Below are 26,369 nucleotides of genomic sequence, written 5' to 3' on the forward strand. Positions count from 1 at the left end.
TCTGATGCCGGGCCTGCGACCCCGGACCTGCGCCCCCGGACCTGCGACCCCGGATTTGCGCCCCCGGATTTGTCATGCCGGACCGGCAATAACGCGTTTCCTAAAAAGCTTTGTGCCGTATAAAAATTAAGTTCAATTGAGCTTGAGTTTGGAAGCCGGCCTGTGAGAGCTTCTTGGCTGGAGCTGGAGCTGGAGCTGGAGCTGGAGCTGGAGCTGGAGCTGGAGCTGGAGCTGGAGGAGACCGTCTTGGCATCGATGCTCACCATTAATCAGGTATCGCGGCGCAGTGGCGTCGCGGCTTCCGCGCTGCGCTATTATGAAGAGCGGGGGCTGATCGTCTCCGAACGCGCAGGCTCCGGGCACCGGCGCTATCAGCGCGCTGTGCTGCGCCGTGTGGCGTTCATCGTCTTTGCGCAGCGGGTGGGGCTCTCGCTTGATGAGATCCGCGCCGAGCTCGACAAGCTGCCCACCGATCATGTGCCCAAGGGCGATGACTGGGCGCGTCTTTCAGAAAGCTGGACGCAGCGCATTGACGAGCGCATTGCAGAGATGGAGCGTCTGAAGCGCGGGCTCACCGAATGCATCTCCTGCGGCTGCCTCTCGCTGGAGACATGCGCGCTGACGAACCCGGCCGACCGGGCAAGCCGGGCCGGGCCGGGGCCGCGATACTGGGTGGGAAGCAGGGGATAGGTCCTGCGTTTGGAGCATCTCCGCTTTTCGGGGACTGGCTTTAGGCTTCCGGCATGCGCCTTGCGCCGGCGCGCATGGCCGCGGGAGCCATCTGGGAAAGCCCTTGCCCGGCGTCTGATTGCGCTGGGCGAAGTCGGGGTGGCTCTCGTAGATATCGGCAAGACCTGCATAGGCGGTCGGCGTGGAGGGCCCGTTCCACATGTCTGAAACCCACGCCCGGTGCCGCTCGAGCGCGGTGTCGAGAGCGCGTGCCTCGTGAGCCGTGCCGGCCTGCATTGCCTTGACGAGGCTGGCTTTGATCCCGGCCAGATCCCGCATGCGGGTTGCTATCTGCCGGTCATCGAACCTGTTTCCCGACGAATCCCTTGCAAGCGCCGTCAGGCCATCGAATTGGGGATCGTCGAGAATGGCGCCGATCTTATCGAGCGGCAGTTCAAACGCGGTAGAGGAGGATGTGCTGCGGGCGCAGCAGCTCCTCCTCACCGTAATGGCGATAGCGGTTTTCGCCGACGCGTGCGGGGACAAGAAGGCCGATCTCGTCATAATGGTGAGGCTTGCCCGCACCGAGATGCCGGCAAGCCTCACCAGTTCACTGACCGTCCATTCTCTCATCACACGCGCCTCCGCAGGACAGGAGGGACAATCCCTCACGCTGCGTGAGGGTCAAGCGGCGCTCGGACCGGGATCGTCATCACCGCCCGGTGCGATGAATGTGGGTTGCGCCATCGCCGGCGCTTCTGCGCTGTGAACGAGCCGCAGGGCAGGCCGTGGCTGCGATGAAGCGCCCATCTTTCGCCGTGCGGACTCGGGCTGATAGACCACCTCTTCCAGCGTGATGCGGTCGGGCGTGTCCGTTCCTTCGTGGGGCAGGACGAGCCTATCGCCCGCTGAAAGGCCGAGCAGCGCCAGACCGCGCAGGGTGGTGAGGGGCAGCGTCAGGCCGACAAAGCCCTGCAGCTCCTCATGGCTGATGATGCGGGACTGCGGTGCTTCGTCGTTGATGCGGTAGCGCACGCGGCTGTTGAGCGTGGTCACATTCGCCGGCACGTCTTCGCGAAAGATGACCGTTGCTCCGTCAAGCTTGGCGCGCAGAAGCGTGGCATAGGCTTCGCTGAATCTGTGCCTGCGCTCCTGCAGGAATTCGAGGATGGTGAAATCCTTGGTGGTGAGGATGCAACCCTGTCTGGTCCACATGGCGATCTCCAACGCGGTTCCCGCGCTTCGTGACGGGAGACCGCGAACAAACAAACCCGCGCGGCCTCACTGCGGCTGCGCAGACTGAATATCGGTCGAGCGGCCCCCCTGCGCCGAAAGGCTGTGGCGCAGGGGCTAGGCTCCCGTCAGGAGATGTCCCGTGAAGAAACGGTGATGTGGACCAGTCATTTTTCCAACCAGGGGTCGCCAACTCGGGGCTGGTGGCTCAGGCGGTTTTTTCTTCCTGCGTCACGCGCACCACCGTCAGCTTGTGGGTCTGGCCGGTGCGTGCGGACCAGTTGATCGACTGGCCTTCCTTGAGGCCGATAAGCGCAGTGCCCACCGGCGTGGTGATGGAAATGCGGCCCTTCTCGATGTCGGCATCGCCGGGATAGACCAGCGTCACGGTCTTTTCGGGGCCTTCGTCGGCTGTGTAGACGACGGTGGAACCCATGCGCACGACGGTGGCGGCGAGCGATCCGTCGCGCACGACGCGCGCCCGGTCGAGTTCGGCCATCATGGTTTCCGACACCTCGGGATTCCGATCTTCCAGCGCTTCGGCGAGGCCGGTGAGGCGATCATAGTCGGTCTGGGAAATCGTGATGCTCGGCTTGCGCCCTGTCTTCTGCTGCATTGGCTTGTCCATGCGAATAGTGCGGTCACGCAACTCCTGTGCGTGCCGGTCAGGCTTCGACTGTAGTTCGAATTTTTAAGTGATGCGCCCTGAGTTTCGTTCCGCCGTTCAAACTCGATCTATCGATCGGAAGACGGAAACGCGCCCCTCGGTTCGGAGGCGCACAGCACCGAACCGGGGGTCAATATCCCGCAATGGGACATACCCGGAAAAGAACGGAGATGTGCTTTCGGTTCGTGCTCATGCGTTAAACGTGGTGCGCAGACGGGGCGATGTCAAGGCAGTTTCGGTAAATGCATCATGCGGTGACATGTTATGCCCGGTCTTGCATGTTGCGCCTGTTTCGCTTCCGCAGGGCGGCAAAGCGAAAGCCCTCGGGCATTGCCGCGCGCACCATGATCATTTCGCCGATGGTTTCATGGGTGATGAGGCCTGCAAGCCTTTCATGACTGTCCAGAACGGCCACGGCGGGAGCCTGTGTTTCCTGCATCAGGCGCACGCCCTCGGTCAGGCTCTGCTGTTTGTGGATGGTGGGAAGGCCGGCCCGCATGGCGCTTGCGGCTGGGGCGTCCGGCCCCGCATCCCGCAGCACGCGGATCATGTCGTTACGGGTGATCAGCCCTTCCAGATGGCCCTGTGCATCCACCACGGGGAACTCGTTCTGTGTGGTGGCGAGCAGAAGGTCGATGGCTTCGCCGATGCTGGCCGAGCGGCTCAGCGTGGCGAATTTCGTGACCATCACGTCGCCCGCCAGAACGCTGTTGGCCACGCTCTTGATCTGGGCGTTCTGGGCCTCTGCCGAGGCCGCCAGATAGACGAAGATGGCGATAAAGATGAGGAGCGGGTTGTAGAGCAGCCCCAGAAAACCGAACAGGAAGGCAAGGCCCTGTCCGATATTGGCGGCGATCTGTGTCGCTTTGGCCCAGCTCAGCCGGGTTGCCAGAAGCGCGCGCAGCACGCGACCGCCATCCATGGGGAAGGCGGGAATGAGGTTGAACAGGACGAGAAAGATGTTCACGCCGGCCAGCCGCACGAGAAAATCGGCGCGCGGATCTTCCACCTGAAGCATCTGCTCGATGCCGGCTGTGCCGCCAAGTGCAAAGATGATGAGCGCGGCAATGACCACATTCACCATCGGGCCGGCGATGGCGATCACGAGCTCCTGCCGGGGTTCTTCCGGCATGCGCTCCAGCCGCGCCAGCCCGCCAATGGGCAGAAGCGTTATGTCCGGTGTCTTGATGCCGTAATGGCGCGCGGCGAGCGCATGGCCGAATTCATGAAGCACCACGCAGGCGAACACCGCGACGATGAAGGCGACGCCTTCCCATGCGGCTGCCGTTCCACCGATCTGGTAGTGCATGAACCAGATCCAGACCAGCAGCAGGAAGAAGGTGACATGCACCCTGAGCACTGTGCCACCGATTTTTCCGATGTTGAAAGACCAGCCCATGAACGTCGCTCCAGTTGGCAACAACCGTATATACCTTATTTAGGTGACAATCATCGTGTTGGCATCGGGCATCGTGTTGGCATCGGGCATCGTGTTGGCATCGGGCATCGTGTTGGCATCCGGCATTGTGTTGGCATCGAGCCATTGCAGGATCATCTGTTTGAGAGAGTTGAGTGGGTATGACGGTTGAGACGGAAGGCTTCCTTCAGCGGGTTTCGCGCAGGCGCAGGGCATTGGCCCCGGCGCTACTCCTTCTGGTTCTGACGGTCGGTTCCTTTGTGTTTCTCGCCATCGCCGATGAAGTGGCCGAGGGCGAGATAAAGGCGTTCGATGAGCGGGTGCTGCTTTCGATGCGCACTGCCGCAGATCCGGGCGATCCAATCGGGCCGCCATGGCTCGAGGAGACCGCGCTGGAGATCACCGCCATCGGCGGCTATCCGGTCATCATCATTTCGCTTCTTGTGGTGACGGGGCTTCTGGTGGTGACGCGGCGCTATGGCGCGGCGTTTTATGCGCTCTTTTCCGTGGGCTCCGGGGCGCTCGTCTCTTACCTGCTCAAGCACTATTACGAGCGGCCGCGCCCTGACATCGTGGAGCATCTGGACGTGATCCACACGGCAAGTTTTCCAAGCGGTCACGCCACGGTCACCACGGTGGCCTATCTGACGCTTGCGGCCCTCGTTATCCGCTTCTTCCCCGACTGGCGCGTCAGGCTCTATGTGCTGGCGGTTGCGGTGTTCGTTTCGTTCATCGTCGGCGTCAGCCGCGTCTATCTTGGCGTTCACTGGCCAAGCGACGTTGCGGCGGGCTGGGCGCTTGGTGCTGCCTGGGCGAGCTTCACCTGGCTCTGCCTCAGCCTGCTGGCGGTTTATCGCGGCAAAAGGCTTGCGAATGGCGCGGGAAACCAGTTGCGCGAGAGCCCGGCGGACGCTATGGAAAAGCCATGACAACGATTTCTTGCGCAAATCTCTGGTGGTGGGTTCGCTAACAGCGGCCAACCGTGCAGTGTGCGCGTAAAGAAAGACCATGGCCGCAGGTGAAAACCGGGCGGCCATTTTTGTCTGCGCTTCCCGGCGATGCCTGAAAAAGGGAGCATATGATGAGCCTGGAAGTTCTGGAAAATGGCGCCGAGCGTTTTGCGACGGCGGGCGGCGTCACCATCACGCGAAGCCGTGTGGAGACCGCCTATGCGGGCGCCATCGATGCCTATATCGATGCGCTGGACGAGCGCCGTGGCGCGGTCTTTTCCTCGAATTACGAATATCCGGGCCGCTACACGCGCTGGGATACGGCCATCATCGACCCGCCGCTGGTGATCTCGGCGCGTGGGCGCGCGATGAAGATCGAGGCGCTGAACGCGCGCGGCAAGGCGCTGCTGCCGATCATCGCCGATGTGGTTGCCGCACTGGATACGGTGACGGTGCGCGAGCGTGACGAGACGCGCCTTGCCCTGACGGTGGCCGAGCCTGACCGCGTGTTTTCCGAGGAAGAGCGTTCGCGCGCGCCGACGGTTTTCACCGTCCTGCGTGCGATTACCGCACTCTTCCATTCCGATCAGGATTCCAATCTCGGCCTTTATGGCGCGTTTGGCTATGACCTCGCCTTCCAGTTCGACCCGATCAAGCAGACCCTGAACCGGCCGGAGAGCCAGCGCGATCTGGTGCTTTACCTGCCGGACGAAATTCTCGTGGTCGACCATCATGCGGCAAAGGCCTGGCATGATCGCTACGACTATGCGGGCGAAGGGTTTTCGACTGAAGGCCTGCCGCGTGAGGGCGCGCGCGAGACATTCAAACCAGCAGCGGAAGCGCCACCGCGTGGCGATCACACGCCCGGCGAATATGCGCGTCTTGTCGAGAAGGCCAAGCACAGCTTCCATCGTGGCGACCTTTTCGAGGTGGTGCCCGGCCAGATGTTCATGGAGCGCGTCGAGCGCCGTCCGTCCGAGATTTCGCGCCGGCTGAAGCAGATCAACCCGTCGCCCTATTCCTTCTTCATCAATTTGGGGGAGCAGGAATTTCTGATCGGCGCATCGCCGGAGATGTTCGTTCGGGTCAATGGCCGGCGGGTCGAGACCTGCCCGATCTCCGGCACCATCAAGCGTGGCGATGACGCCATCGCCGATGCCGAACAGATCATCAAGCTTCTGAACTCCAAGAAGGACGAGTCCGAACTGACCATGTGTTCGGATGTCGACCGCAACGACAAGAGCCGTGTCTGCGAGCCGGGTTCGGTGCGTGTCATCGGTCGCCGTCAGATCGAGATGTATTCACGCCTCATCCACACGGTCGATCACATTGAGGGCAGGCTGCGCGAGGGCATGGATGCGTTCGATGCGTTTCTGAGCCATGCCTGGGCCGTGACCGTGACCGGCGCGCCGAAACTGTGGGCGATGCGCTTCATCGAGGAAAACGAGAAGAGCCCGCGCGCCTGGTATGGCGGGGCCATCGGCATGGTGCATTTCAATGGCGACATGAACACCGGCCTGACGCTGCGCACGATCCGCATCAAGGATGGTGTGGCGGAGGTGCGGGCAGGGGCCACGCTTCTGTTCGATTCCGATCCGCAGGAGGAAGAGGCCGAAACGGAACTCAAGGCGTCGGCAATGCTGTCGGCGATCCGCGATGCCGGGAAGACCAATATGGAAAACGAGATGCGCACGACCGCCCGTGTCGGTGAGGGCGTGAAGATCCTGCTTGTCGATCACGAGGACTCCTTCGTGCATACGCTCGCCAACTATTTCCGCCAGACGGGCGCGGATGTGGTGACGGTGCGCTCGCCCGTTGCCGATGATGTGTTCGACCGGGTGGAGCCGGATCTGGTCGTGCTCTCGCCGGGGCCGGGACGGCCGGAAGATTTCAACTGCAGCGCCACCATTGCCAAATGCCGTGCGCGCGAACTGCCGGTCTTTGGCGTCTGTCTTGGCCTGCAGGCACTGGTGGAAGCCTATGGCGGCGAGCTGCGACAGCTTGCCGAGCCGATGCATGGCAAGCCTTCGCGCATCCGCGTCAGCGGCAACAGCCTGGTCTTCTCGGGCCTGCCTGCGGAAGTGACAGTCGGGCGTTATCACTCGATCTTTGCCGATCCGGCGCGTCTGCCAGCCAGCTTCACGATCACGGCCGAAACGGATGACGGTGTCGTGATGGGCATCGAACATGAGGATGAGCCGGTTGCAGCCGTGCAATTCCATCCCGAATCGATCATGACGCTCGGACAGAATGCCGGCATGCGCATGATCGAGAATGTGGTGGCGCATCTGCCGCGAAAGGCGCGGGTGAAAGCAGCCTGACACATTCGGCATGTAATGCCCTGTGAAGGTCCTGCCCGGTGGGGCAGGATGTCGATTGAAAGGAACCACCATGCCGTCCAACGGTGATCTTCAGCGTATTGCCCTATGGTCCATCGTGGTGGCGTTCGGCATTTTCGGGCTGAAACTGTCGGCGTGGTGGCTGACCGATTCCGTGGCGCTGTTTTCCGACGCGATGGAATCGGTGGTCAATGTGGTGGCCTCCTTCGTCGCCTGGTATGCGCTGCGCATCGCGCACCGCCCCGCAGACGACAATCACCCCTTCGGTCATCACAAGGCGGAGTATTTCTCCGCCGTTCTCGAAGGCGTTCTGATCGTTGTTGCAGCGCTTCTGATCATCCACGAGGCATGGACCGCACTGTTTGCGCCGCGTGCGCTGGAAGCGCCGGTGGCCGGCCTTCTGGTGAATGCGCTGGCAGCGGTGGGCAACGGTCTCTGGGCGTGGCTCCTCATTTCGACCGGGCGCAAGGCGCGGTCGCCGGCCATGGTTGCCGATGGCAAGCATCTGTGGACGGACGTTGTCACCTCGGCGGGTGTCATCTTCGGTCTGGTTCTGGCGGTGGTGACCGGGTGGCTGTGGCTCGATCCGGTGATGGCGCTGATCGTTGCAGTCAACATTCTGTGGCACGGCTGGCATCTGGTGGGGGATTCCGTGCAGGGGCTCATGGATGTGTCTGTCGAGCCCGAGGAACTGGCCGAAATTCACCGGGTCGTCGAAGAAAACAGTGTCGGTGCGCTCGAATTTCACGACCTGAAAACCCGCGAGGCAGGCCGCGCCCGCTTTATCGAGTTCCATCTCGTCGTGCCGTCCGACATGACGGTCGAGGTCGCGCACCACATTTGTGACCGCATCGAGGGCGCGCTTGAAAAATCGCAGCCGGGCGCTGAAGTCACCATCCATGTGGAGCCCGCGCACAAGGCGAAATTCGCCTGATCCCAAAGGGGTAAATGGGGCGGCCATCCGCGTGTCCGCGTCTGGCTCATTTCCCTGAGCCCGGCAATCCTGTATGCCGTGATGGCAAGAATTCAGGACGCATGGTTTGATGGACACCGCACCGCAGGCAACTTTCCAGGGCCCTCTTACCCGGCTGACGCCTGCTCTGCAGTGGCTCTTTCTGGTGTGCCTCACGGCAGCCCTTGCCGGCGTGATGCTCTATGGAACCATGCCGGCGGCGCTGCTCATCGGGCCGATGCTGGCGGCGGTGACGACGGGCGCGCTCGGCGCGGGCATTCGCGTTCCGGGGCTGGTTTTCGCCGCCGCGCAGACGCTGGTCGGGCTTCTGATCGGTGGTTCGCTGGAGCCGGCCATTCTCGCTTCCTTCGTTGATATCTGGCCGATCCTTCTGATTGCCGTCGTGGCGACGGTGGGGGCGAGCAGCTTTCTGGGTTTTATCGTCAGCCGCTGGAAGATCCTGCCCGGCACCACGGCGGTCTGGGGCTCCGCGCCCGGTGCGGCCACGGCGATGGTGCTGATGGCCGGCGCGTTTGGCGCGGATGCGCGGCTTGTGGCCTTCATGCAGTATCTCCGGGTGATCTTCGTCACCGTGGCTGCGGCCGTCATTGCCAGACTGTGGGTGGACACGTCAGGCGTTGAGGTTCCCGCGACCGTCTGGTTCCCGTCCATCGACTTCAATGCCTTTGCCATCACGCTGGCAACCGCCATGGTGGGCGGGGCGTTCGGGCGATTGGTGCGCCTGCCTGCACCGTTCTTTCTCGGAGGCATGCTGGCCGGTGCGGTGGTGCATCTGGGCGGCGGGCTGACGCTGGAGCTTCCGCCATGGCTGATGGGCGGCGCTTACATGATGGTCGGCTGGACCATCGGCCTGAAATTCGACCGGGCGCTTCTGCGCACCGCCTTCAAGGCGCTGCCGCAGGTGGTGATATCGATCGTGGCGCTGATGGCCTTCTGCGGCGCGCTCGCCTGGTTCCTGCATGTGGAATGGGGCATCGACCCGCTGACCGCCTATCTGGCGACGAGCCCCGGTGGCATGGATTCGGTCGCCATCATCGCGGCTGCCGCTTCGCAGAACGTCAATCTGTCCTTCATCATGGCTGTGCAGATGGCGCGTTTTCTCTTTGTGCTTCTGGCCGGTCCGCCCATCAGCCGTATGGTGGCGCGCTGGGCCGGTGGTTAGGGCGCCGCACCGTCAGGCAGCAATGGCCTGACGGGCCTGTGTCCAGAAATCCATATAGGTCCGGGGTGGCTCGGGCGATGTCATCATGTTCTGGCTCAAGAACACGCCCACCAGCCCGTTCTGCGGATCGGTATAGGCGGTGGTGCCGAACCCGCCATTCCATCCGAAACTGCCCGGTGTGAGCCAGGGACGCGTTCTCCTTAGGCCGACGGACATGCCAAGCCCCCATCCTGCACCGCCTTCATCCATGAACATCGTCGCGTGCGGGGCCGTCTTTTGCCCGGGCGTCAGTTGATCGCGCGTCATTTCGGCCACCGTCTCGGCCTTCAGATAGCGTCTGCCGTCCAGCGTCCCGCCATGAAGCATCATGCGGCAGAAGGCGGCGTAATCATCCACCGTCGTTACCAGACCGCCTGCGCCGGAATCCATGGGCGGCGGATTGGTGAAGTCCACGCCCTGTTCCGGCCCGAAGACGATAAGCTCCGCTCCTCCAATGGTAAAATCCGGGCCATACTGGTTCGGCAGCCGGTCCTGCTTTTCTGCGGGGACATGAAAACCGGTGTCCTTCATGCCAAGCGGATCGAGCAGGCGCTCGCGCATGACAGCGCCGAGCCGCTGCCCCGTTGCACGCTCGATCAGGATGCCGGCCACATCGAGCCCGTTGTTGTAGAAGAAATCCTCGCCGGGGTGCGCTGCCAGCGGCAGGGCTCCCAGCTTCTCCATGTAGTCGTCGGAAGACATTTTCGGCAGCACCCAGCTCGGCGCGATGCCGGCTTCGCGCATGGCTTTCTGGATCGGGTATGCGTCCGGAAACACCATGATCGCGCCAAGCCCGAAGGTCATGGTCAGGAGCTGGCGCAGCGTCACGGGGCCGTTTGCGGGAACCGTGTCATCCAGTGGTCCATCAAGGCGTTTCAGAACCCGGCGGTCGGCAAGCTCCGGCAAGAGGTCATCGACGGGACCATCAAGCGTCAGCACGCCGTCCTCCACCAGCATCATCGCCAGCGCCGCCGTGACCGGCTTCGTGATCGAGGCAACGCGGAAGATCGTGTCGCGGGCCATGGGTGCGCCTTTGCCGTTCAGCGCAAACGTGCCGGCAGTGCCGACATGATCCACACCATCGTGATGGATCAGCCATGTCGCGCCGGCCATGCGGCCTTCGGCGACATGCGCTTCCATGGTGTCTTTCAGCGTTTCCAGTGCCTTTGGGGAAAGCGTGTTCATGGCGGTCGCCCTGTTGCTGATGGCGGAAGAAAAGGCCAGTGCCGCACCACCGGTCATCAGGCGGCGGCGGGAAAGCGAGGGGGCTTCGGTCATCCCGTCGTCTCCGCATCATATTCATCGTGCAGCCGCCACCATTGATAGGGTGCCGTCTGGGAGATGCCTTCGGGCGCGTCTTCCCAGCTTTCCTGACGTCCGAGGGGCGTGAGGTCGAGAAATGTCCAGTTGCTGCCCAGCGCCTCGACACCGCGCCCGCTGGTGAAATAGGTGTGAAACACCGTGTCGCCTTCGTGGATGAAGACGTTGAGGCCGAAGCCGCCGGTAACGCCGAAATCCTCGTTGAAGGTCGAGTCTTCCACGGAATACCAGCGCTGCGGCCAGCCCATGCGCCTGCGAAAGGCTTCGATCTCGCCAACTGGAGCGCTGGAGACCAGCGCCAGTGTCGTGTCGCGGGCGTTCAGATGGGCGGCGTGGCCGAGATTGTCGACGAACATGCAGCAGCCGGCGCATGGCGAAGGATCAGCCGGCCTGAGCATGTGGTGATAGACAATCAGCTGGCGGCGTCCCTCGAACAGATCGTTGAGCGTCAGCGTGCCTTCCGGGCTTTTGAAGGCATAGTCCTTATCGACACGGACCCATGGCAGGCGACGCCGCTCGGCAGCCAGGGCATTATGGGCGCGGGTGAGCGCCTTTTCCTTTTCAAGCAGCGCTGCGCGCGCTTTCTGCCAGTCTTCCCGGGATGCGATTTCTGGGGCGGTCATTGTGGTTTCCTCCTCGCTTCCTTGCATGTTCGAGCGCGGTATCGCGCTCGCAGTCAGGGATAAGACGCAGACGGGTTCCTCCGATCCGACATGCGGTGGCAGAAAATCCGGGGCGATTTTCCTCCGGGCTGCCATTCCCTGCCGATGTTCAAATACTGATTAAGTTTTGCAACTGGTTGCGAATGAGTCAACCCGGTGGCATCTTGCAATCAGATTCTGGAGGGCAGATTGAACGAGACCCGGAAGACCGCCGCACCGCATCGCTCGGGCTGCCCCATCAACCTCACGCTTGAGGTGCTGGGTGACAAATGGAGCCTGATCGTGTTGCGCGACATGATGTTCGGCGACCGCCGCCATTTCCGCGAACTGCTGACCGGTTCGGAGGAGGGGATTGCCTCCAACATTCTCGCCGACAGGCTGCGCAGGCTTCTGGCGGAGGGCCTTGTCTCGAAGGCGGATGATCCGAGCCACAAGCAGAAGTCGATTTACAGCCTGACCGAGAAGGGCATCGAACTGGTTCCGGTCTTCGCCATGATTGGCGCGTGGGGCAGCAAATGGCTGCCGGTGAGCGAGGAGCTGTCGATCCGCGCGAAGCTTTTGGCGGAAGGCGGGCCATCGCTTTGGGATGCGTTCATGGAGGAATTGCGCGAAATGCATCTGGGCTTGGCTTCCGCGCAAAATGCCGGCGAACCGGGGGTGCGCATGCGTTTGCAGGCGGCTTATGAAGAGGTGCTGGCGCGCAAGGCGTCCACCGCACTTGCAAGCCGCGCCGGCGTCGTTTAATGAAGCTCCCATGATCACGCGTCAGACAGATATCTTGTCCAGTCGCGCCGCTTTCGTCGGCGAGACCGTTCGCGCGCTATTTTCCAGCCTCCTTCTTCTTGGCCTTATCGGCGATCGCCGGGTCCGTTGAAGGAGCGCCCGGCGATCGATGTCGCCGCCTGGCATCAGCTCTTTCTCCAAAACCGCGATTTGTTGTTGACAGGCCCGCCGTGCCGAGCGCACGCAACCGGTGCCGGGAGAAAATGGAATGGACGCGCATACAATGACTGACATGGCAGAAAACCGAGTACAGGGTGAAGCAACCGCACAGGGCCGCAAGGGCATGGCGGATGCTTCGATCAAATATCAGCCCTATCCGCAGATCGACCTCGCAGACCGTACCTGGCCCTCCAGGCGCATTGAAAAGGCTCCGATCTGGTGCTCCGTCGATCTGCGTGACGGCAATCAGGCCTTGGTCGACCCGATGGGGCATGACCGCAAGGCGCGCATGTTCAAGCTGCTGGTGGACATGGGCTTCAAGGAAATCGAGGTGGGCTTTCCATCCGCCTCGCAGACCGATTTCGACTTCGCCCGCTGGTGCATCGAGGAAGCCGGCGTGCCGGACGATGTTTCGCTGCAGGTGCTGGTGCAGTGCCGTCCCGAACTGATCACGCGCACCTTCGAGGCGTTGCAGGGCGCGAAGCACCCGATTGTCCATTTCTACAACTCCACCAGTGAGTTGCAGCGCCGTGTCGTGTTCGGCAAGGATGTTGCCGGCATCAAGCAGATCGCCACGGACGCCGCCAAGATGGTCATGGACATGGCCGCCAAGGCCGGCGGTGGATACCGCTTCCAGTATTCGCCGGAGAGCTTTACCGGCACCGAGCTGGATGTGGCTCTGGAGATCTGTAACGCTGTCATCGAGATCATTGATCCGACGCCCGACAACAAGCTGATCGTCAATCTGCCGTCGACCGTCGAAATGTCGACGCCGAACATCTATGCCGACCAGATCGAATGGATGTGCCGCAATCTCGACCGGCGCGACAGTCTGCTGATTTCGCTGCACCCGCACAATGACCGTGGCACGGGCATTGCCGCCACGGAGCTGGGCCTGATGGCCGGCGCGGATCGCGTCGAGGGCACGCTGTTCGGCAATGGCGAGCGCACCGGCAATGTGGATGTCGTGACGCTGGCGCTGAACATGTACACGCAAGGCGTCGATCCCGAGCTGGACTGCACGGACATCAACCGCATGAAGGATGTCTACGAATACTGCAACCAGCTGGTCATTCCCGAGCGTCACCCCTATGTCGGCGAGTTGGTCTACACCGCCTTCTCCGGCTCGCATCAGGACGCGATCAACAAGGGCATGAAGGCCATCAAGACGGCCAACAAGCCGCTGTGGGAAGTGCCTTACCTGCCCATCGATCCGCAGGATGTTGGCCGCTCCTACGAGGCGATCATCCGCATCAACTCGCAGTCGGGTAAGGGCGGCATCGCCTATGTTCTGCAGGCCGATTACGGCCTGAACCTGCCGCGCAATCTGCAGGTCGAGTTCCGTGGCGACATTCAGGACATTACCGACCGTGAAGGCAAGGAACTGCCGGTCAAGCAGATCTATGAGCGCTTCATGGAGCTCTATGTCGACCAGCCGGACGCGCGCATCAAATTTGTCGATCACCAGACCTTCCCCGACACTTCGGTCAAGGGACAGCGCATTGTCGAGGCGACGATCACCGATGGCGGCAAGGAAACCGTGATCAAGGGCGTGGGCACCGGCCCGGTCGATGGTTTCATTGACGCGCTCTCCAAGCATCTCGGCGTGGACATGTCGGTCATCGACTATTCCGAGCATTCCATGCAACAGGGCTCCAATGCGGCGGCCATCTGCTACATGGAAGTCCAGCATCCGGGCGGCAAACTGTTTGGCGTGGGCGTGAACACCAACATCGTCGCGGCGTCGCTCGAAGCGGTGGTTTCGGCGGCCAACCGGATCATCGGTTGACGGGCGCGCTTTACGCTGACGATATGGGCGAGGGCGAATGCGCCCTCGTTCTGCTGCATGGCTTTGCCGGCAGCCACCGGGTCTGGGAGGGTGTGCGCAAGGCGCTGCCCAACGCGCTTCCCAAGGGCCTTCGCATCATCGCTTATGATCTGCCGGGCCACGCCCGTTCCCTTGACCTGCCGGGCGCAGGCAAGGCCAAGTCCGTGGCGCAGATGGTTGTCGACGATCTCGCTGCGCGGGGCATTGCCCGATATCACTTGGCCGGCCACTCCTTCGGCGGAGCGGTCGCCGTTCTTGCCGCCCATCTTGCGCCCCAGTCCGTCGCCTCACTGGCGCTGATTGCGCCGGGTGGGTTTGGCCCGGAGATTGCCGGAGACCTGATGACGGCGCGCGCCCATGCACGCACTGACGATGAAATCACCGCTGCCGTTCAGGCAATGTTCGGAGCGCAGGCGCAGGTTGAGAGCGGCGTCGTGGACGCTGCGGTTGAACTCAATTCTGTTCCGGGGCAAGGCGAGAAGCTCATCGAGATCAGTTCTCTCATCGTGCGCAATGGGGAGCAGGGAGCCTTCCCGCGCGCCATGCTGGAGGCGCTTGCCATGCCCGTTCACGTGGCGTGGGGTTCGCGCGATGCGGTGCTGCCGCCGCATCAAGCCGACGGGTTGCCGGGGAGCTTCATCGTGCATCGGTTGCCGGGGCTTGGCCACATGCTGCCCGAGGAGGCTCCGGCCGAGATTGCGCGCATCATCGCTGAAAGCATTGGCGCAGTCTGATCCGGATGTTCGGCTTTCCCCTCGTGTTTTTCTTAAACTCGTCTTGTTTACGCCGCTTTCAGGGGCGGAACAAAACGTGATGATTTTCTGTTTTAGCCATGTTAACGATGGGTTAACGCTTCCTTGTCGTCAGGAGTACCGCCCATGAGTGAGGCTGGTCAGTCCGCAGTTTCGGTTACCAATGTGCGCCGGCTTTCCGATGCAATGCGCGAGATGAAGAATGCGGCTGCCGACAGAACGGATGTGGTCGTGGAGATGCGTGAGGCGAGCCGCACGCGGCTTGAGCTTCTGGCGCAGGAACTCCAGCCCGTTTTCGACGATGTTCCGGCGGACGATCCGACCTTTGATTTCGCCATCTCTTCCGGTGAGCAGCCCCGGCTGTGGATCGATGCCGTTGCCCATGTGGCGATGGGCCGTGACCGCCGCACCTATCGGTTTGTCCGCGATACACGTCTTGGCCGCGTGGTGCTTGCCGAAAGCGCGGAGATCGCTCCCGTCGCCAATCAGGTAACGCGCTACATTGCCGAGCGCCTTGTGGAGCGTCAGCGGGCCGTGGAAGGTGATGTGGAGCCGCTGCCGCGCGGCGATACACAGGAGCAGGAAACTGTTGCTCCAACGCTCTACAGGAGCGCCTGGAGCAGCTTCTTCAGCGGGGTTGCCTTCGTCATCCTGGGCGGCATTGTCGGTGTCGCCACGGTTGTCGTCGCCATGTGGGACCGCTTCCCCGAACTGGATGCGTTCTTCTCCCGCTTCTGAGGAGAAATCAAAGTCTCGCCCGCTTTATGTGGTTTCCTGCGTGATGAAGGGACCTGTTTGCGAGCGATTTTGATGAAGTTTCTGTTCTTTTGCGCCGTTTTTCTGGTTGTGGCCGGTGGCGCTTGTCTGTTTGCAGCCAATTGGATTGGCAGCAGTGTTGATGCCGAAGGTTTTCTGCATGAGCCGTTTGCGCTGATTGCGCTCGGTTCCCTGTCCGTGGCCCTTGGCGCGGCGAGCGGCACATTCGGCCTTGGCATTGCTGCATGGCGGTGCGTGCGCGCCTCCTGATCCTCAGCCGGCCTGCACGTCTCCGGTAAGGAGCGCGCCCGAAACCTCGCCTATCGTGCCATTGCCATCGGTCACGCCGCGGCGGGAAAAGCGGATCTCCCACGCGCCCGGCTTTCCGTCGATTTCGAAGAGATTGTAGTGACCGGGCGGTTTGGCGCTGCCATGGGACTGGCCGGCTGCAGCGACGCCGACGACCGGCACGGAAGCTCCGCTTGGCCCGTCGATGCGGTGGACGGTCGGCTTGTGTGTGTGGCCGTGCAGAATGAGTTCCGCGCCATGCTTGCGGATCAGTTTCTGGAACCGGCCGATGCCGTAAAGGCGCTTGCTCGCATTGGTCGCGCCACGCACGGGGGGATGATGGATCATCACGACCCGGAACAGCCCGGCCTCCCGGGTGGCGTCGAGCATCTTCGCCAGCCGCTTGGCCTGCGCTTTCGAGAAATGGCCCGACGCCATGAAGGGCGCGGTTGCGCGGGCCGAGGAAACGCCGATGATGGCGACCTGGTCGCGCACCCGCAGATAGGGGAACGCGTCTTTGCCTTTTGGGGGTGTCCCGTCGTCGCCGGTCATGTAGGCGGCCCAGGCGCGGCAGCAGCGCGCAAGCGCGCCCGGCACATAGGCGTCATGATTGCCCGGCACCACCGAGACCCTGTCCGCAGGTCCGAGGCTCTCCAGCCAGAGCCGCGCCATCTCGATTTCCTTGTCGAGCGCGAGGTTGACCAGATCGCCCGTAAGCGCAATGTGGTCGGGCGCGGCTTCGAGCATGTCGTCGGTGATGCGGTCGATCAGGCCGTGGTCGAGATTGAGCCTTCGATTGCGCCGCCAGTTGATGTAGCCGGTGATGCGCTTGGAAGCGAGCTCACGATAGGTAACAGCGGGGAGAGGCCCCAGATGGATGTCGGAAAAATGCGCAAGGCGAAACATGTTTCGTGTGTAGAACACGCAAACCGCGCTGACCAGCCCGCCAGAGCACCGGAGCGAAAAGTGTCATCCGGTTTTCGGTCTGGCCGCTTCTCTGTCGAAGGCCGATCCGGGGGCAACCGATGAACGCACCCGCTTCACCGCCCCGAAAGGCGGCGCTCAGCGCCCGTCTTTTTCATTTCTGGCTGCGGTTGAGCAGGCCCATGACACTGGGCATGCGCGGTGTGGTCTATGACGCGGAAAACCATGCGGTCTTCCTCGTGCGGCACACCTATGTGAAGGGCTGGCACTTTCCCGGTGGCGGTGTGGAGCCGGGCGAGAGCACCGAGGCGGCGCTTTCGCGCGAGCTTGTCGAGGAAGGCAATATCGAGATCCTCGAACGGCCGGTTCTGCGGTCGTTTCATTTCAACCGCATGGCCAGCAATCGTGACCATGTGGCGGTCTATCTCATCACCGGCTTTCGTCAGACGCATCCGCATGTGCCTGACCGTGAGATTGCCGAGGCGCGTTTCTTCCCGCTGGACGCGCTGCCGGATGGCACCAGCGACGGCACCCGCCGCCGCATCGCGGAGATTTTCGACAACGCACCCGTTTCCGACGAGTGGTAGCGCGGCGTGACTGGTGTTCGTCCTTCTCCCCGCATGCGGGGAGAAGGGGGCTTTGGCGTTGGCGCACGTTCCTTAGAGGATGAAAAACTCAGGCGGCCTTTGCCCATTCACCGCGATTGTGCGGTGCGTCCAGATTGAGTTCCGGTCCGAGCGGCACCACGCCGGTCGGATTGATGGTCTTGTGGCTGCCGTAGTAGTGGGCCTTGATGTGCAGCATGTCGACGGTCTCGGCCACACCCGGCGCCTGATAGAGTTCGCGCAGATAGTTCGACAGGTTCGGATAGTCGTCGATCCGGCGCAGGTTGCATTTGAAGTGACCGACATAGACCGGGTCGAACCGCACCAGCGTGGTGAACAGCCGCCAGTCGGCTTCCGTCAGCTGTGAGCCGGTGAGGTAGCGCTGGCGTGAGAGGCGGTCCTCCACCTGATCCAGCGTATCGAAGAGCGCTTTGAACGCCTCTTCATAGGCGGCCTGCGTGGTGGCGAAACCGGCCTTGTAAACACCGTTGTTGATGTTGTCGTAGACAAGATCATTGGTGGCGTCGATCTCGGCGCGCAGGTCTTCCGGATAGAAATCCAGCGAGGCGTCGCCCCACTCATCGAACGCTTCGTTCAGCATGCGGATGATCTCCGCCGACTCGTTGGAGACGATGGTTTCCGTCTTCTTGTCCCACAGCACCGGCACGGTGACGCGACCGGAATAATCCGGGTCGGCCTTGGTGTAGATCTGGTGCATGAAGTCGAAACCGTAGAGGTCGTCGCCCGTCGCACCGTCTTCCCTGAGGAAGGTCCAGCCATTTTCACCCATGAAGTGATGGACGACCGAAACGGAGATCACGTCTTCCAGCTTCTTCAGCTTGCGGAAGATGAGCGTGCGGTGCGCCCACGGGCAGGCGAGCGATACGTAGAGGTGGTAGCGCCCGGGTTCGGCCCTGAAGCCGCGCTCGCGGCCTTCAGCCGGTGCGCCGTCCTTTGTGACGAAATCCCTGAACTGCGATTTGGACCGCTCGAAGCGGCCGCCGGTCTTGGAAGTGTCGTACCACTGATCGCGCCAGACACCGTCAACGAGCAAACCCATTCTCGAAACTCCTTTGTTCCAGCCGCATGTAGGTTATTGCCGGGGTGAACCCAACCGTTCTGGTTGTAAACACTGCGTCAACAATTTTGGTTCCGCGGTAAAGTTCCAGTGGACGAGGCAGGGAATTGCTGGTAGCGGGAAAACCATTCAGCGAGGAAAACGCACGACATGATCCTGTTTCTGGTGGAGCGACGACGAAAGGACTAAAGGCCCCTGGCATGGGGCGGGCGGGCCTATGGCCGCTTCCACCTTTCGAGACCACCGGACTAGACGATCATGGCTTCTGCCGAAATTCATTACCTGCCGGAACAGCCGGCCCACGACGCTGAAATCGAACTCATCAACGAAGAAGCCTTCGGCCCCGGCCGCTTCACCCGCGCGGCCTACAAGATCCGCGAAGGCGGCCTGCATGATCGTGCGCTCTCTTTTGTCGCCATTCATCAGGATGTGGTGATCGCCTCGGTGCGGATGACGTGGATCGCCGCCGGCGAGGGCAGGGCGCTTCTGCTCGGGCCGCTGGCCGTGCGGCCTGCCTTCAAGAGCATCGGCATTGGCCGCAAGCTGGTGCACATCGCCATCGAGGCCGCGCGTGAGGCCGGAGCGGGCGCTGTCGTGCTCGTGGGAGATGCGCCTTACTACGGGCCGCTGGGGTTTGAGAAAATCCCCTATGGCCAGATCGAGATGCCGCGCCCGGTTGATCCAAACCGGCTTCTGGCGGTGGAATTGCAGGAAGGCGCGGTCGCCCGCCTTCAGGGTGATGTCACCCACGCGGCGCTGGCGCGATAGCGCAGTCCAGAAAAACTGCGGAAAATCGCTCCGCCCCTGTCGAACCACGAGGGCGGGAAGCCGCTTCCCTCAGCGTCCCTCGCGATACCACATCGCCCCGAAGGCAAAGAGCAGGAGGGCGAGCGCCAGAAGACCGGTGAAGACGGGCACCCGGCGCACGGCCTTCAGCACGCTGTCATCCGTTGTTCTGAATCCGATCCAGTCATTGCCCGAAGCGGTGCCGGTGCGGCGGACGGGAACGATGTTGGGCAGATTGCCATCGGCAATCCGGCGCACTGAGCCTCCCGTTGCATCTGCTGCCGGCGTGAGCTTCTCCAGCGTCGAAACCATGTCGCCGAATTCCGGTGCGTTGACCGGGCCGACATGGGCGAGCGTCGTCAGCTCGCCATTGGCGATGCTGTAGATGCCGATCTCGTTGGTTTCCAGACTGGTGGAGAAGCGGCCGGGGCCAGCCGGGCCAAGCTCTGCGGAAAGCAGATTGCCGGACGGCGTGGTGATCTCGGCGGGCGGCGCGCATTCCTCCATCGTCTGGCGGGTGATCTCGAGCCGCATGCCGCGACCTGCCGCTGAAAGGCGCTCCTCTTCCAGCTCCGGTTCCTTCATCAGCCAATGGGCGATGCGCCGATAAAGCGCCACATGCGGGCCGCCGCCTTCGAACCCGCGTGCCCACAGCCAGCCCTGATCGGACAGAAACATGCCGACGCGGCCTTCGCCCTTGCGGTTGAGGATGAGAAGCGGCTGGTCGTTCGCGCCCTGCATCACCACCTGACCGTCAGGCCGGTCGATGCCGATCAGACGGAACCAGCGGCTCCATTCCGGCGGTTCGGATGCCGAGCCCTCAAGGCCGCGTGTGACCGGATGGCGTTCGCCGGTTTCGGTCAGGCGCGGGTAAAACCCCTGTTCGAGCACGTCGCCGGTTGGCAGACCCGGCAGAGCGGAGATGAGCGGGGTGCGCGCGATGGACTGGTTGCCGGCGAATTCCGGTCCTGCCGCGATCAGAAGCGCGCCGCCATTCTCCACATATTCGGCGATGTAGTCGTAATAGAGGATCGGCAGCACGTCGCGGTGCTGGTAGCGGTCGAAGATGATGAGATCGAAATCGTCGATCTTCTCCACGAAGAGCTCGCGGGTGGGAAAAGCGATCAGCGACAATTCGTTGATGGGCGTTCCGTCCTGCTTTTCCGGCGGACGCAGAATGGTGAAGTGAACCAGATCCACGGAAGCGTCGGATTTCAGAAGGTTGCGCCAGGTGCGTTCGCCCGAATGCGGCTCTCCCGAAACCAGCAGAACCCGCAGGTTCTCGCGAATGCCATCGACCAGCGCGACCGCACGGTTGTTCACGTCGGTCAGCTCGCCCTCAACGGGGTCGATGGCGAGTTCGATGATGTTGCGCCCGGCGCTCGGCACGTCGATCTCGAGCCGCGTTTCGCGGCCGATCAGGGCGTCTTCGATGAACAGTTCCTCGCCATTGATGATGACGCGCACTTCCACCGGTCCGCGCTGCTCGTCCGTGGCGATCACCCGGTAGGTCATCTCCAGCGGTTTGCCGACAATGCCGAAGCGCGGCGCGCGTTCGAAACGGATGCGGCGGTCCATTTCGTCCGCTTCGCCGGTGATCAGCCCATGAACCGGCGCACCAAGGGCTGCCGCATTTTCGGGAATGTCGTGCACCTGCCCGTCGGTGATCAGCACCGCCCCGCCCACGCGGGAGGGCGGCACGTCGCGCAGCGCGCCGTCCAGCGCCTCGAAGAGATGTGTCTGTGCGTTTTCCGTTGCTGAAGACGCGCGGCCCGTGCGCACCACGCGGGTTTCGAATTCCTTGAAACGCGTCAGCCGCGCTTCCAGTTCGGCAGCGGCCTGGTCGGTCATCTCGCTGCGACCGTCGATGGTGGTCTGGCTGTGGCTTTCGTCCACCACCACGGCCACGATGCTCTTGAGCGGTTCGCGTTCCTCATCGAGCAGGACGGGATTTGCAAGTGCTGCACCCAGTGCGGCAAGGGCTGCAAGCCGCAGCCACGCCCCGCGCTGCCGGGTCCACAGACCGGCAAGCGCCAGAAGCGCGACGGGCGCGAGAAGGGCGGCCAGCACAGGCCAGGAGAAGAAGGGTTCGAAACTGAGCGACCAGTTCATGCTACTGCCCCAGTCGTTCAAGCAGGACCGGCACATGCACCTGGTCCGATTTGTAGTTGCCGGTGAGCATGTACATCATGATGTTCACGCCCGCGCGGTAGGCATAAAGGCGCTGCAGCGGATCGTTGGGCACGGTCGGCAGAAGCGGCTCGCCATTGGCGTCGAGCGCCCAGGCTCCGGCCAGATCGTTGCCGGTGATCATGATCGGCGTCACCCCGTCGCCCACCCGCACCGGGCGGTCGGTGCGTGAGGGGGCGTTGAACGAGGCTTCCACCCAGAGCGGGCTTCCGCGATAGCGGCCGGGAAACTCCGGCAGGATGAAGAAGGCCTTGGTCAGCACGTGATCTTCCGGCACCGGTTCCAGCGGCGGAACGTTGAGACCGGAAAGGATGTCGCGCAGGCGCTGCGTTGCTGGCGTCACCGCATCCGAGCCAAAGCCGGTGGAATACTGGTCTCGCGTGTCGAACAGCACCGTGCCGCCCGACTGCATGTAGGCGTCGATGCGGGCGATCGCTTCTTCGCCGGGCATCGGTGCGTCGGGATCGATGGGCCAGTAGATGAGCGGGTAGAAGGAGAGCTCGTCGGTTGCGATGTCGACGCCTGCCGGCTCCCCGGGTTCGAGCGCGGTCTTGGCGGCGAGGAAGGTGGAAAGCCCCTGAAGGCCTGCGCGGCTCGTGGCGTCGAGCGAGGAAAGCCCGGTCAGCACATAGGCAATGCGTGTCTGCGAGATGGCGGCGATGGCGTCGGCCTCGCCGGTGCGCTCGTCCTGCGCGCGGGCTGTATCCGGCGACATGATTGCAAGCGCCAGTCCCATGGCGAGCATGGCGGCCGCGCCCCTGGCCAGTTGCGGTTTGCGGCGCAGTCGTCCGCCAAGCCACAGAACGGCCAGCGTATCGAGCGCAAGCAGTGCGAGGGCGGCGGCAAAGAGCGGCCCCTTCAGCGGCTGCTGCTCATCGAAGCCATAGCTGATCGCGGTCATCGGGGCAGGGGCCTCCGGGCGGGTGATCGGGGTGAGTTCCGCATCGGGTGCGAGCAGATTGTGCGCCACGACGCCTTCTTCGCTGCCATAGAGACCGGGCGGGTTCTTGAGCGTGACGGCGGTTGCGCCTGCGGCAAGCGGTTCGGCATCGCCCGATGGCGGGACGAGGCGTCCGTCGGCGGAAATCATGCGGTAGGGGGCAAGTGCCCGTCCGCCTTCGGCGCCCGGCTCATTGAGGGTGCCCTGATTGCGCGAGAACTGGACGATCCGGCGCAACATTTCCACGAAACTGCCGGAAATCGGCAGGTTCGACCATGTGGCCTCCGGCGTGACGTGAAAGAGCACGATCTGCCCTTCGCCGCGCGCAATGCCGGTTACCAGCGGTGTGCCGTCGGCCAGATTGGCCCAGCTGCGTTCCACGATGTCGGGCGAAGGTTCGGCGAGAACCTGCCGGTTCACCGTTACGTCGCGGGGCGGGGCGAGATCGGAGAAGGGGCCATTGGGCGGGAACTCCGCCACGGGCTGCGGCTCGGTCCAGGAGAGCGCGCCGCCCAGTGAGCGTTCCCCCAGCCTCAGCCGCACCGGCAGCAGGTCTTCGTCATTCTCGGCTGCGGCGAGCCTTGGGCCGGCAAAACGCACCAGCGTGCCGCCGGCGTTGACCCAGTCGATCAGCGCCTGACGGGATGATGCGGGAAGCGTGCCCACATCGGCCATGACGATCACGGCCGGGTTCTGCTCCAGAAGCTCCGGCAGCGCTTCCGTCAGTTCCGCGCTTGAGGGCTGCAACAGGTCGGCAAAGGGCGAGAGCGCGCGCTCGATATAGTAGAGCGGCGAAAGGAGCGGCTGCGCCTGATCCGCCTCACTCTGGGAGATCAGGCCGATCCGCCGGCGCTTGCTGTTTTCATCGAGAACCCGAAGGGCGGCGGCCTGGTTTTCACCCTCAAGCCCCACGGAAACGAAATCGTTGCGCAGCTCAAACGGCAGGCGCATCGCGCCCACGGCGCGGGTTTCGCCGACGCCGAACGTGATCGTGGTTTCGGCGATGCGCCGGCCCCTGTCGTCGCTCGCAAAGGCAACCGCCTGACGTGGCCCGGTGTCGCCTGCAGCGCGTGTCGCCGTCACTTCGAAGGCTTCCGCCGTGTTCTGCGCATCCGTTGCTGCGAGAAGGCCGAGCCGCTCGGGCGATGCCCAGAGAACTTCGCCCGGTGCGCTGGCGAACAGTTCGCCGAACGCCGCCTCATCGCCCGTCGCCGCGAGCCCGTCGGAGAGCACCGCAATGGCCGCACCCGGAAAGTCTTCCAGCGCGCCTGCCACCCGGCCATAGATTGCAGGCCGGTTGCCCGGCACGGGGCGGGGCTGCGCGGCGTTCAGCCGTTCAAGCGCGGTGTCGGCGTCGAAGGGGCCGATCTCCTGGTTCTGTTCTTCAGCCGTGAGCGCCAGAACGACCGGCTGTTCATTGGCGCGGGCATCTTCGATCAGGCGTGCGGCGGTGGCCACGCGTTCATCCCAGTCGGGCGCGGAAGCCCAGCCATTGTCGAGCACGATGGCGAGCGCAGCGCCGTCGCCGGCCGCCTTCTCGCGCGGGTTCAGCACCGGATCGGCAAGCGCCAGGATCACCAGCGCGGCAAGCAGCAGTCTGAGCAGCGTCAGCCACCACGGACTTTTGTGGGGCGTCTCCTCCCGCTTTGCCACGCGGGCCAGAATTTTCAGGGGCGGAAATGTTTCGGTCTGCGGGCGCGGCGGGGTGAGACGTAAGAGCCACCAGATCACCGGCAGGGCGATCAGGCCCCACAGCAGAAACGGTTGTGCGAACGAGAGGGAAAGCCAGTTCAAAGCCCGCCCTCCATGCCGAAGCCTGCGTCGACGCTCATGGCGTTGTGGACCGTGACAAGCGCCTGTGCGGCGGGCCGGTCCGTGTGGTGCACGGTATAGCTCCAGCCAAGCCGCTTGCACCAGCCGGTAAGTTCTTCGCGCCGCGCGAGATAAAGCCGGCGATAATCGTCGGCCAGCGTTTCGGCGCGGCCTGCCGTCAGCTTGTCGCCTGTTTCCGGGTCGGCAAACTCGGTGCGGCCGGAATAGGGGAAGCTTTCCTCCGCCGGGTCGGCAATCTCGATCAGATGGGCGCGTGCGCCACGGCCCGCCAGCTGGTCGAGCCAGGCGATGGTTTCTTCCACCGGATCGAGGAAATCACTCGCCAGCACCACATCTGAGAAGCGGCGCACCTGCAGGAGGTCTGGTCGCGCGGGAAGGCTCGGGGCATGCATGAGCTGCGTCGCCAGCCGCTCCGCGCCGTTGCGGGCGGAAAACGGGTCGGTGACACCCGGCCAGGCAATGCGTTCGCCACTGCGTGACAGGAGCTCGGCCAGCGCAAGGGTGAGGACCAGCGCGCGCGATTCCTTGGCGGTTGGCGCAAGCGAGGATTTGAAGAGCATGGACGGCGACGGGTCGGCCCAGAGCCACACCGTGTGGGCAGCCTCCCACTCGCGGTCGCGGACATAAAGATGATCGTCGCGCGCCGAACGCCGCCAGTCGATGCGCGAGATGGCCTCGCCATCCACATAGGGCCGGAACTGCCAGAAATTCTCGCCAATGCCGCGCTTGCGGCGGCCATGCCAACCGGCGATCACATTGTTGGCCACGCGCCGGGCGTCCACCAGCAGGTCAGGCATCAGCGCGGCTCGCGCGCGAGCGCGAACCAGCGCATCGTTCGATGCAACCGGTGTGGAGACTTCGCCGATCTTTGCCATCAAGATCCTATCTGGGGCAGGCCGCCCATTAGTCGAGCGTTTTCACAAGACGCCGGATCACGTCGCGCACGGTCATGCCTTCTGCACGGGCCGCGAAAGTGAGCGCCATGCGGTGCTGGAGAACGGGTTCGGCAAGTGCGCGCACATCGTCCACCGAGGGCGCGAGCCGGCCATCATAGAGCGCGCGGGCGCGGGCGCACAGGGTCAGCGCCTGGCTGGCGCGCGGGCCGGGACCCCACGCCACATGGCGGTCGGTGTCGGGATTGCCAACGCCCGGCCTTGCCGTGCGCACGAGCTGGAGAATGGCGTCGACCACGCTTTCGGGCACCGGCATGCGGCGGATCAGCATCTGGACTTCCTTCAGCCGCTCGGCGGTCAGCACATTGGCGGCTTCCGCCTCGCCCACACCGGTGGTTTCCAGAAGGATGCGGCGCTCGGCTTCGAGTTCGGGATAGAGAATGTCCACCTGCATCAGAAAGCGGTCGAGCTGCGCTTCCGGCAGCGGATAGGTGCCTTCCTGCTCCAGCGGGTTCTGCGTCGCGAGCACATGGAAGGGCGCGGGCAGGTCGTGCCGGTGGCCGGCAACGGTGACGTGATATTCCTGCATCGACTGGAGAAGGGCCGACTGGGTGCGCGGGCTGGCGCGGTTGATCTCGTCGGCCATCAGAAGCTGCGAGAAGATCGGACCGGGGAGAAAGCGGAAGGAGCGCTTGCCCTTCTCATCCTGCTCCATCACTTCCGAGCCCAGAATGTCGGAGGGCATGAGGTCCGGCGTGAACTGGATGCGTCGCGCATCAAGGCCGAGCACGACGCCCAGCGTTTCCACCAGCTTGGTCTTGGCCAGTCCCGGAACGCCGACGAGAAGCGCATGGCCGCCGGCCAGCAGCGCCACCAGCGTGCGCTCCACCACCGCTTCCTGGCCGAAGATCACCTGTCCGACGCCATCGCGCACCCGGGCGATGTCCGCAAGCGCGCGTTCGGCCTCGGCGATCATCTCCTTGTCGCTCATGGGCTTTTCGCCGGGGACTTCGTTCTTGGAAACAATGCTCATGCCGTCTCGATCCTTGTTGAGGCCCGCGGGTATGGTGCGGGGCGGGAGGAACGGACCAGGCCGGCACGTGTCTGAAGCGATTCGTACCGT

General features: G+C 63.3%; 25 protein-coding genes and 1 pseudogene. 12 read left to right on the plus strand and 14 right to left on the minus strand.

The genetic code is table 11. The features are described 5' to 3' along the window. The first annotated feature begins 162 nt into the window (after window positions 1-162). Window positions 163-690, plus strand: a complete 528-nt coding sequence (gene soxR / locus NDI72_RS02515; protein WP_502888367.1) for a redox-sensitive transcriptional activator SoxR — start codon at window positions 163-165, stop codon at window positions 688-690. Window positions 691-834: 144 nt separating this feature from the next. Here the strand turns inward: soxR and NDI72_RS22035 are convergent. The 5 genes and pseudogenes from NDI72_RS22035 to NDI72_RS02530 form a co-directional block, all read right to left on the minus strand. Next, window positions 835-1,008 (minus strand): annotated as a pseudogene (locus tag NDI72_RS22035) (TipAS antibiotic-recognition domain-containing protein); the annotation flags it as partial. A 115-nt stretch (window positions 1,009-1,123) separates the two neighbouring features. Beyond that, the gene (locus NDI72_RS22040; RefSeq protein WP_502888369.1) at window positions 1,124-1,225 is read right to left on the minus strand and encodes a hypothetical protein; all 102 of its coding nucleotides are present in this window, start codon (window positions 1,223-1,225) and stop codon (window positions 1,124-1,126) included. Between the two features lie 128 nt (window positions 1,226-1,353). Beyond that, complete coding sequence (locus NDI72_RS02520) at window positions 1,354-1,884, minus strand: GreA/GreB family elongation factor (protein ID WP_283799480.1); 531 nt, start codon at window positions 1,882-1,884, stop codon at window positions 1,354-1,356. A gap of 226 nt (window positions 1,885-2,110) precedes the next feature. Then, window positions 2,111-2,518, minus strand: a complete 408-nt coding sequence (rnk, locus tag NDI72_RS02525) for a nucleoside diphosphate kinase regulator (RefSeq protein WP_113155855.1) — start codon at window positions 2,516-2,518, stop codon at window positions 2,111-2,113. A 313-nt stretch (window positions 2,519-2,831) separates the two neighbouring features. After that, window positions 2,832-3,968: a site-2 protease family protein gene (locus NDI72_RS02530; protein WP_113155854.1), complete on the minus strand. Its 1,137-nt coding sequence runs from the start codon at window positions 3,966-3,968 to the stop codon at window positions 2,832-2,834. A gap of 179 nt (window positions 3,969-4,147) precedes the next feature. Between NDI72_RS02530 and NDI72_RS02535 the strand changes: the two genes are divergently transcribed. From NDI72_RS02535 to NDI72_RS02550, 4 genes are all read left to right on the plus strand, one after another. Beyond that, on the plus strand, window positions 4,148-4,915 hold the full coding sequence (locus NDI72_RS02535) for a phosphatase PAP2 family protein (protein WP_206544323.1): 768 nt from the start codon (window positions 4,148-4,150) through the stop codon (window positions 4,913-4,915). A 152-nt stretch (window positions 4,916-5,067) separates the two neighbouring features. Continuing rightward, window positions 5,068-7,257: an anthranilate synthase gene (locus tag NDI72_RS02540; RefSeq protein WP_283799481.1), complete on the plus strand. Its 2,190-nt coding sequence runs from the start codon at window positions 5,068-5,070 to the stop codon at window positions 7,255-7,257. A 70-nt stretch (window positions 7,258-7,327) separates the two neighbouring features. Beyond that, window positions 7,328-8,209, plus strand: a complete 882-nt coding sequence (locus tag NDI72_RS02545) for a cation diffusion facilitator family transporter (protein WP_113155852.1) — start codon at window positions 7,328-7,330, stop codon at window positions 8,207-8,209. 109 nt (window positions 8,210-8,318) lie between these two features. Continuing rightward, window positions 8,319-9,410, plus strand: coding sequence for an AbrB family transcriptional regulator (locus NDI72_RS02550; RefSeq protein ID WP_206994059.1), 1,092 nt, complete (start codon window positions 8,319-8,321; stop codon window positions 9,408-9,410). A gap of 12 nt (window positions 9,411-9,422) precedes the next feature. Here NDI72_RS02550 and NDI72_RS02555 read toward each other — a convergent pair whose 3' ends face one another. Both NDI72_RS02555 and NDI72_RS02560 read right to left on the minus strand, forming a co-directional pair. Next, entirely contained in the window at window positions 9,423-10,727 is a 1,305-nt protein-coding gene (locus NDI72_RS02555) for a serine hydrolase domain-containing protein (protein ID WP_283799483.1), read from the minus strand. Continuing rightward, window positions 10,724-11,392: a DUF899 domain-containing protein gene (locus NDI72_RS02560; RefSeq protein ID WP_283799484.1), complete on the minus strand. Its 669-nt coding sequence runs from the start codon at window positions 11,390-11,392 to the stop codon at window positions 10,724-10,726. Before NDI72_RS02560 ends, NDI72_RS02555 begins: the two co-directional genes overlap by 4 nt. A gap of 228 nt (window positions 11,393-11,620) precedes the next feature. On the opposite strand from NDI72_RS02560, the gene NDI72_RS02565 reads away from it, so the two are divergent. The 4 genes from NDI72_RS02565 (at window position 11,621) to NDI72_RS02580 (ending at window position 15,691) form a co-directional block, all read left to right on the plus strand. Further along, complete coding sequence (locus NDI72_RS02565) at window positions 11,621-12,175, plus strand: winged helix-turn-helix transcriptional regulator (RefSeq protein WP_283799485.1); 555 nt, start codon at window positions 11,621-11,623, stop codon at window positions 12,173-12,175. Window positions 12,176-12,422: 247 nt separating this feature from the next. After that, window positions 12,423-14,162, plus strand: coding sequence for a 2-isopropylmalate synthase (gene leuA, locus NDI72_RS02570; RefSeq protein WP_113155847.1), 1,740 nt, complete (start codon window positions 12,423-12,425; stop codon window positions 14,160-14,162). Further along, the gene (locus NDI72_RS02575; RefSeq protein ID WP_283799486.1) at window positions 14,159-14,935 is read left to right on the plus strand and encodes an alpha/beta fold hydrolase; all 777 of its coding nucleotides are present in this window, start codon (window positions 14,159-14,161) and stop codon (window positions 14,933-14,935) included. The genes leuA and NDI72_RS02575 overlap by 4 nt, the downstream gene beginning before the upstream one ends. Before the next feature lie 144 nt (window positions 14,936-15,079). Further along, entirely contained in the window at window positions 15,080-15,691 is a 612-nt protein-coding gene (locus NDI72_RS02580) for a hypothetical protein (protein WP_283799487.1), read from the plus strand. 24 nt (window positions 15,692-15,715) lie between these two features. Here the strand turns inward: NDI72_RS02580 and NDI72_RS02585 are convergent, their stop codons facing one another. Then, complete coding sequence (locus NDI72_RS02585; protein WP_224873384.1) at window positions 15,716-15,871, minus strand: hypothetical protein; 156 nt, start codon at window positions 15,869-15,871, stop codon at window positions 15,716-15,718. On the opposite strand from NDI72_RS02585, the gene NDI72_RS02590 reads away from it, so the two are divergent. After that, window positions 15,800-15,979 carry a DUF3955 domain-containing protein gene (locus NDI72_RS02590; protein ID WP_224873383.1) on the plus strand — a complete coding sequence of 60 codons (180 nt, stop codon included), beginning with the start codon at window positions 15,800-15,802 and terminating at the stop codon, window positions 15,977-15,979. The two genes, NDI72_RS02585 and NDI72_RS02590, sit on opposite strands and share 72 nt — an antisense overlap. 3 nt (window positions 15,980-15,982) lie before the next feature. Here the strand turns inward: NDI72_RS02590 and NDI72_RS02595 are convergent, their stop codons facing one another. Continuing rightward, complete coding sequence (locus tag NDI72_RS02595) at window positions 15,983-16,903, minus strand: metallophosphoesterase family protein (RefSeq protein WP_113155843.1); 921 nt, start codon at window positions 16,901-16,903, stop codon at window positions 15,983-15,985. A 119-nt stretch (window positions 16,904-17,022) separates the two neighbouring features. On the opposite strand from NDI72_RS02595, the gene NDI72_RS02600 reads away from it, so the two are divergent. Next, window positions 17,023-17,508, plus strand: coding sequence for an NUDIX domain-containing protein (locus NDI72_RS02600; protein ID WP_206544047.1), 486 nt, complete (start codon window positions 17,023-17,025; stop codon window positions 17,506-17,508). 88 nt (window positions 17,509-17,596) lie between these two features. Here the strand turns inward: NDI72_RS02600 and NDI72_RS02605 are convergent, their stop codons facing one another. After that, complete coding sequence (locus tag NDI72_RS02605; protein WP_283799488.1) at window positions 17,597-18,586, minus strand: glutathione S-transferase family protein; 990 nt, start codon at window positions 18,584-18,586, stop codon at window positions 17,597-17,599. Between the two features lie 276 nt (window positions 18,587-18,862). Between NDI72_RS02605 and NDI72_RS02610 the strand changes: the two genes are divergently transcribed. Continuing rightward, on the plus strand, window positions 18,863-19,372 hold the full coding sequence (locus tag NDI72_RS02610; RefSeq protein WP_206994065.1) for a GNAT family N-acetyltransferase: 510 nt from the start codon (window positions 18,863-18,865) through the stop codon (window positions 19,370-19,372). A gap of 69 nt (window positions 19,373-19,441) precedes the next feature. On the opposite strand, the gene NDI72_RS02615 is transcribed toward NDI72_RS02610, so the two are convergent. The 4 genes from NDI72_RS02615 to NDI72_RS02630 are packed head-to-tail and all read right to left on the minus strand — an operon-like array spanning window position 19,442 to window position 26,279. Continuing rightward, entirely contained in the window at window positions 19,442-21,502 is a 2,061-nt protein-coding gene (locus NDI72_RS02615) for a hypothetical protein (RefSeq protein WP_283799489.1), read from the minus strand. 1 nt (window position 21,503) lies between these two features. Beyond that, complete coding sequence (locus NDI72_RS02620; RefSeq protein WP_283799490.1) at window positions 21,504-24,314, minus strand: DUF4159 domain-containing protein; 2,811 nt, start codon at window positions 24,312-24,314, stop codon at window positions 21,504-21,506. Then, on the minus strand, window positions 24,311-25,228 hold the full coding sequence (locus NDI72_RS02625) for a DUF58 domain-containing protein (protein WP_283799492.1): 918 nt from the start codon (window positions 25,226-25,228) through the stop codon (window positions 24,311-24,313). The genes NDI72_RS02620 and NDI72_RS02625 overlap by 4 nt, the downstream gene beginning before the upstream one ends. 28 nt (window positions 25,229-25,256) lie before the next feature. Beyond that, window positions 25,257-26,279, minus strand: coding sequence for an AAA family ATPase (locus tag NDI72_RS02630; RefSeq protein WP_283799493.1), 1,023 nt, complete (start codon window positions 26,277-26,279; stop codon window positions 25,257-25,259). Window positions 26,280-26,369: the final 90 nt, after the last annotated feature.

It is taken from the genome of Nitratireductor sp. GZWM139, from assembly GCF_030068685.1.
Taxonomy (GTDB): domain Bacteria; phylum Pseudomonadota; class Alphaproteobacteria; order Rhizobiales; family Rhizobiaceae; genus Nitratireductor; species Nitratireductor aquimarinus.

Coding starts and splice junctions, on each gene's coding strand:
- NDI72_RS02555 (WP_283799483.1), bottom strand. CDS start 10,727: ATGACCGAAGCCCCCTCGCTTTCCCGCCGCCGCCTGATGACCGGTGGT.
- NDI72_RS02600 (WP_206544047.1), top strand. CDS start 17,023: ATGAACGCACCCGCTTCACCGCCCCGAAAGGCGGCGCTCAGCGCCCGT.
- NDI72_RS02610 (WP_206994065.1), top strand. CDS start 18,863: ATGGCTTCTGCCGAAATTCATTACCTGCCGGAACAGCCGGCCCACGAC.
- NDI72_RS02615 (WP_283799489.1), bottom strand. CDS start 21,502: ATGAACTGGTCGCTCAGTTTCGAACCCTTCTTCTCCTGGCCTGTGCTG.
- NDI72_RS02630 (WP_283799493.1), bottom strand. CDS start 26,279: ATGAGCATTGTTTCCAAGAACGAAGTCCCCGGCGAAAAGCCCATGAGC.
- NDI72_RS02535 (WP_206544323.1), top strand. CDS start 4,148: ATGACGGTTGAGACGGAAGGCTTCCTTCAGCGGGTTTCGCGCAGGCGC.
- NDI72_RS02625 (WP_283799492.1), bottom strand. CDS start 25,228: ATGGCAAAGATCGGCGAAGTCTCCACACCGGTTGCATCGAACGATGCG.
- NDI72_RS02550 (WP_206994059.1), top strand. CDS start 8,319: ATGGACACCGCACCGCAGGCAACTTTCCAGGGCCCTCTTACCCGGCTG.
- NDI72_RS02560 (WP_283799484.1), bottom strand. CDS start 11,392: ATGACCGCCCCAGAAATCGCATCCCGGGAAGACTGGCAGAAAGCGCGC.
- NDI72_RS02545 (WP_113155852.1), top strand. CDS start 7,328: ATGCCGTCCAACGGTGATCTTCAGCGTATTGCCCTATGGTCCATCGTG.
- NDI72_RS02585 (WP_224873384.1), bottom strand. CDS start 15,871: ATGCAGAAAACCTTCGGCATCAACACTGCTGCCAATCCAATTGGCTGC.
- NDI72_RS02580 (WP_283799487.1), top strand. CDS start 15,080: ATGAGTGAGGCTGGTCAGTCCGCAGTTTCGGTTACCAATGTGCGCCGG.
- NDI72_RS02595 (WP_113155843.1), bottom strand. CDS start 16,903: ATGTTTCGCCTTGCGCATTTTTCCGACATCCATCTGGGGCCTCTCCCC.
- NDI72_RS02530 (WP_113155854.1), bottom strand. CDS start 3,968: ATGGGCTGGTCTTTCAACATCGGAAAAATCGGTGGCACAGTGCTCAGG.
- leuA (WP_113155847.1), top strand. CDS start 12,423: ATGGACGCGCATACAATGACTGACATGGCAGAAAACCGAGTACAGGGT.
- NDI72_RS02540 (WP_283799481.1), top strand. CDS start 5,068: ATGAGCCTGGAAGTTCTGGAAAATGGCGCCGAGCGTTTTGCGACGGCG.
- rnk (WP_113155855.1), bottom strand. CDS start 2,518: ATGCAGCAGAAGACAGGGCGCAAGCCGAGCATCACGATTTCCCAGACC.
- NDI72_RS02605 (WP_283799488.1), bottom strand. CDS start 18,586: ATGGGTTTGCTCGTTGACGGTGTCTGGCGCGATCAGTGGTACGACACT.
- NDI72_RS02520 (WP_283799480.1), bottom strand. CDS start 1,884: ATGTGGACCAGACAGGGTTGCATCCTCACCACCAAGGATTTCACCATC.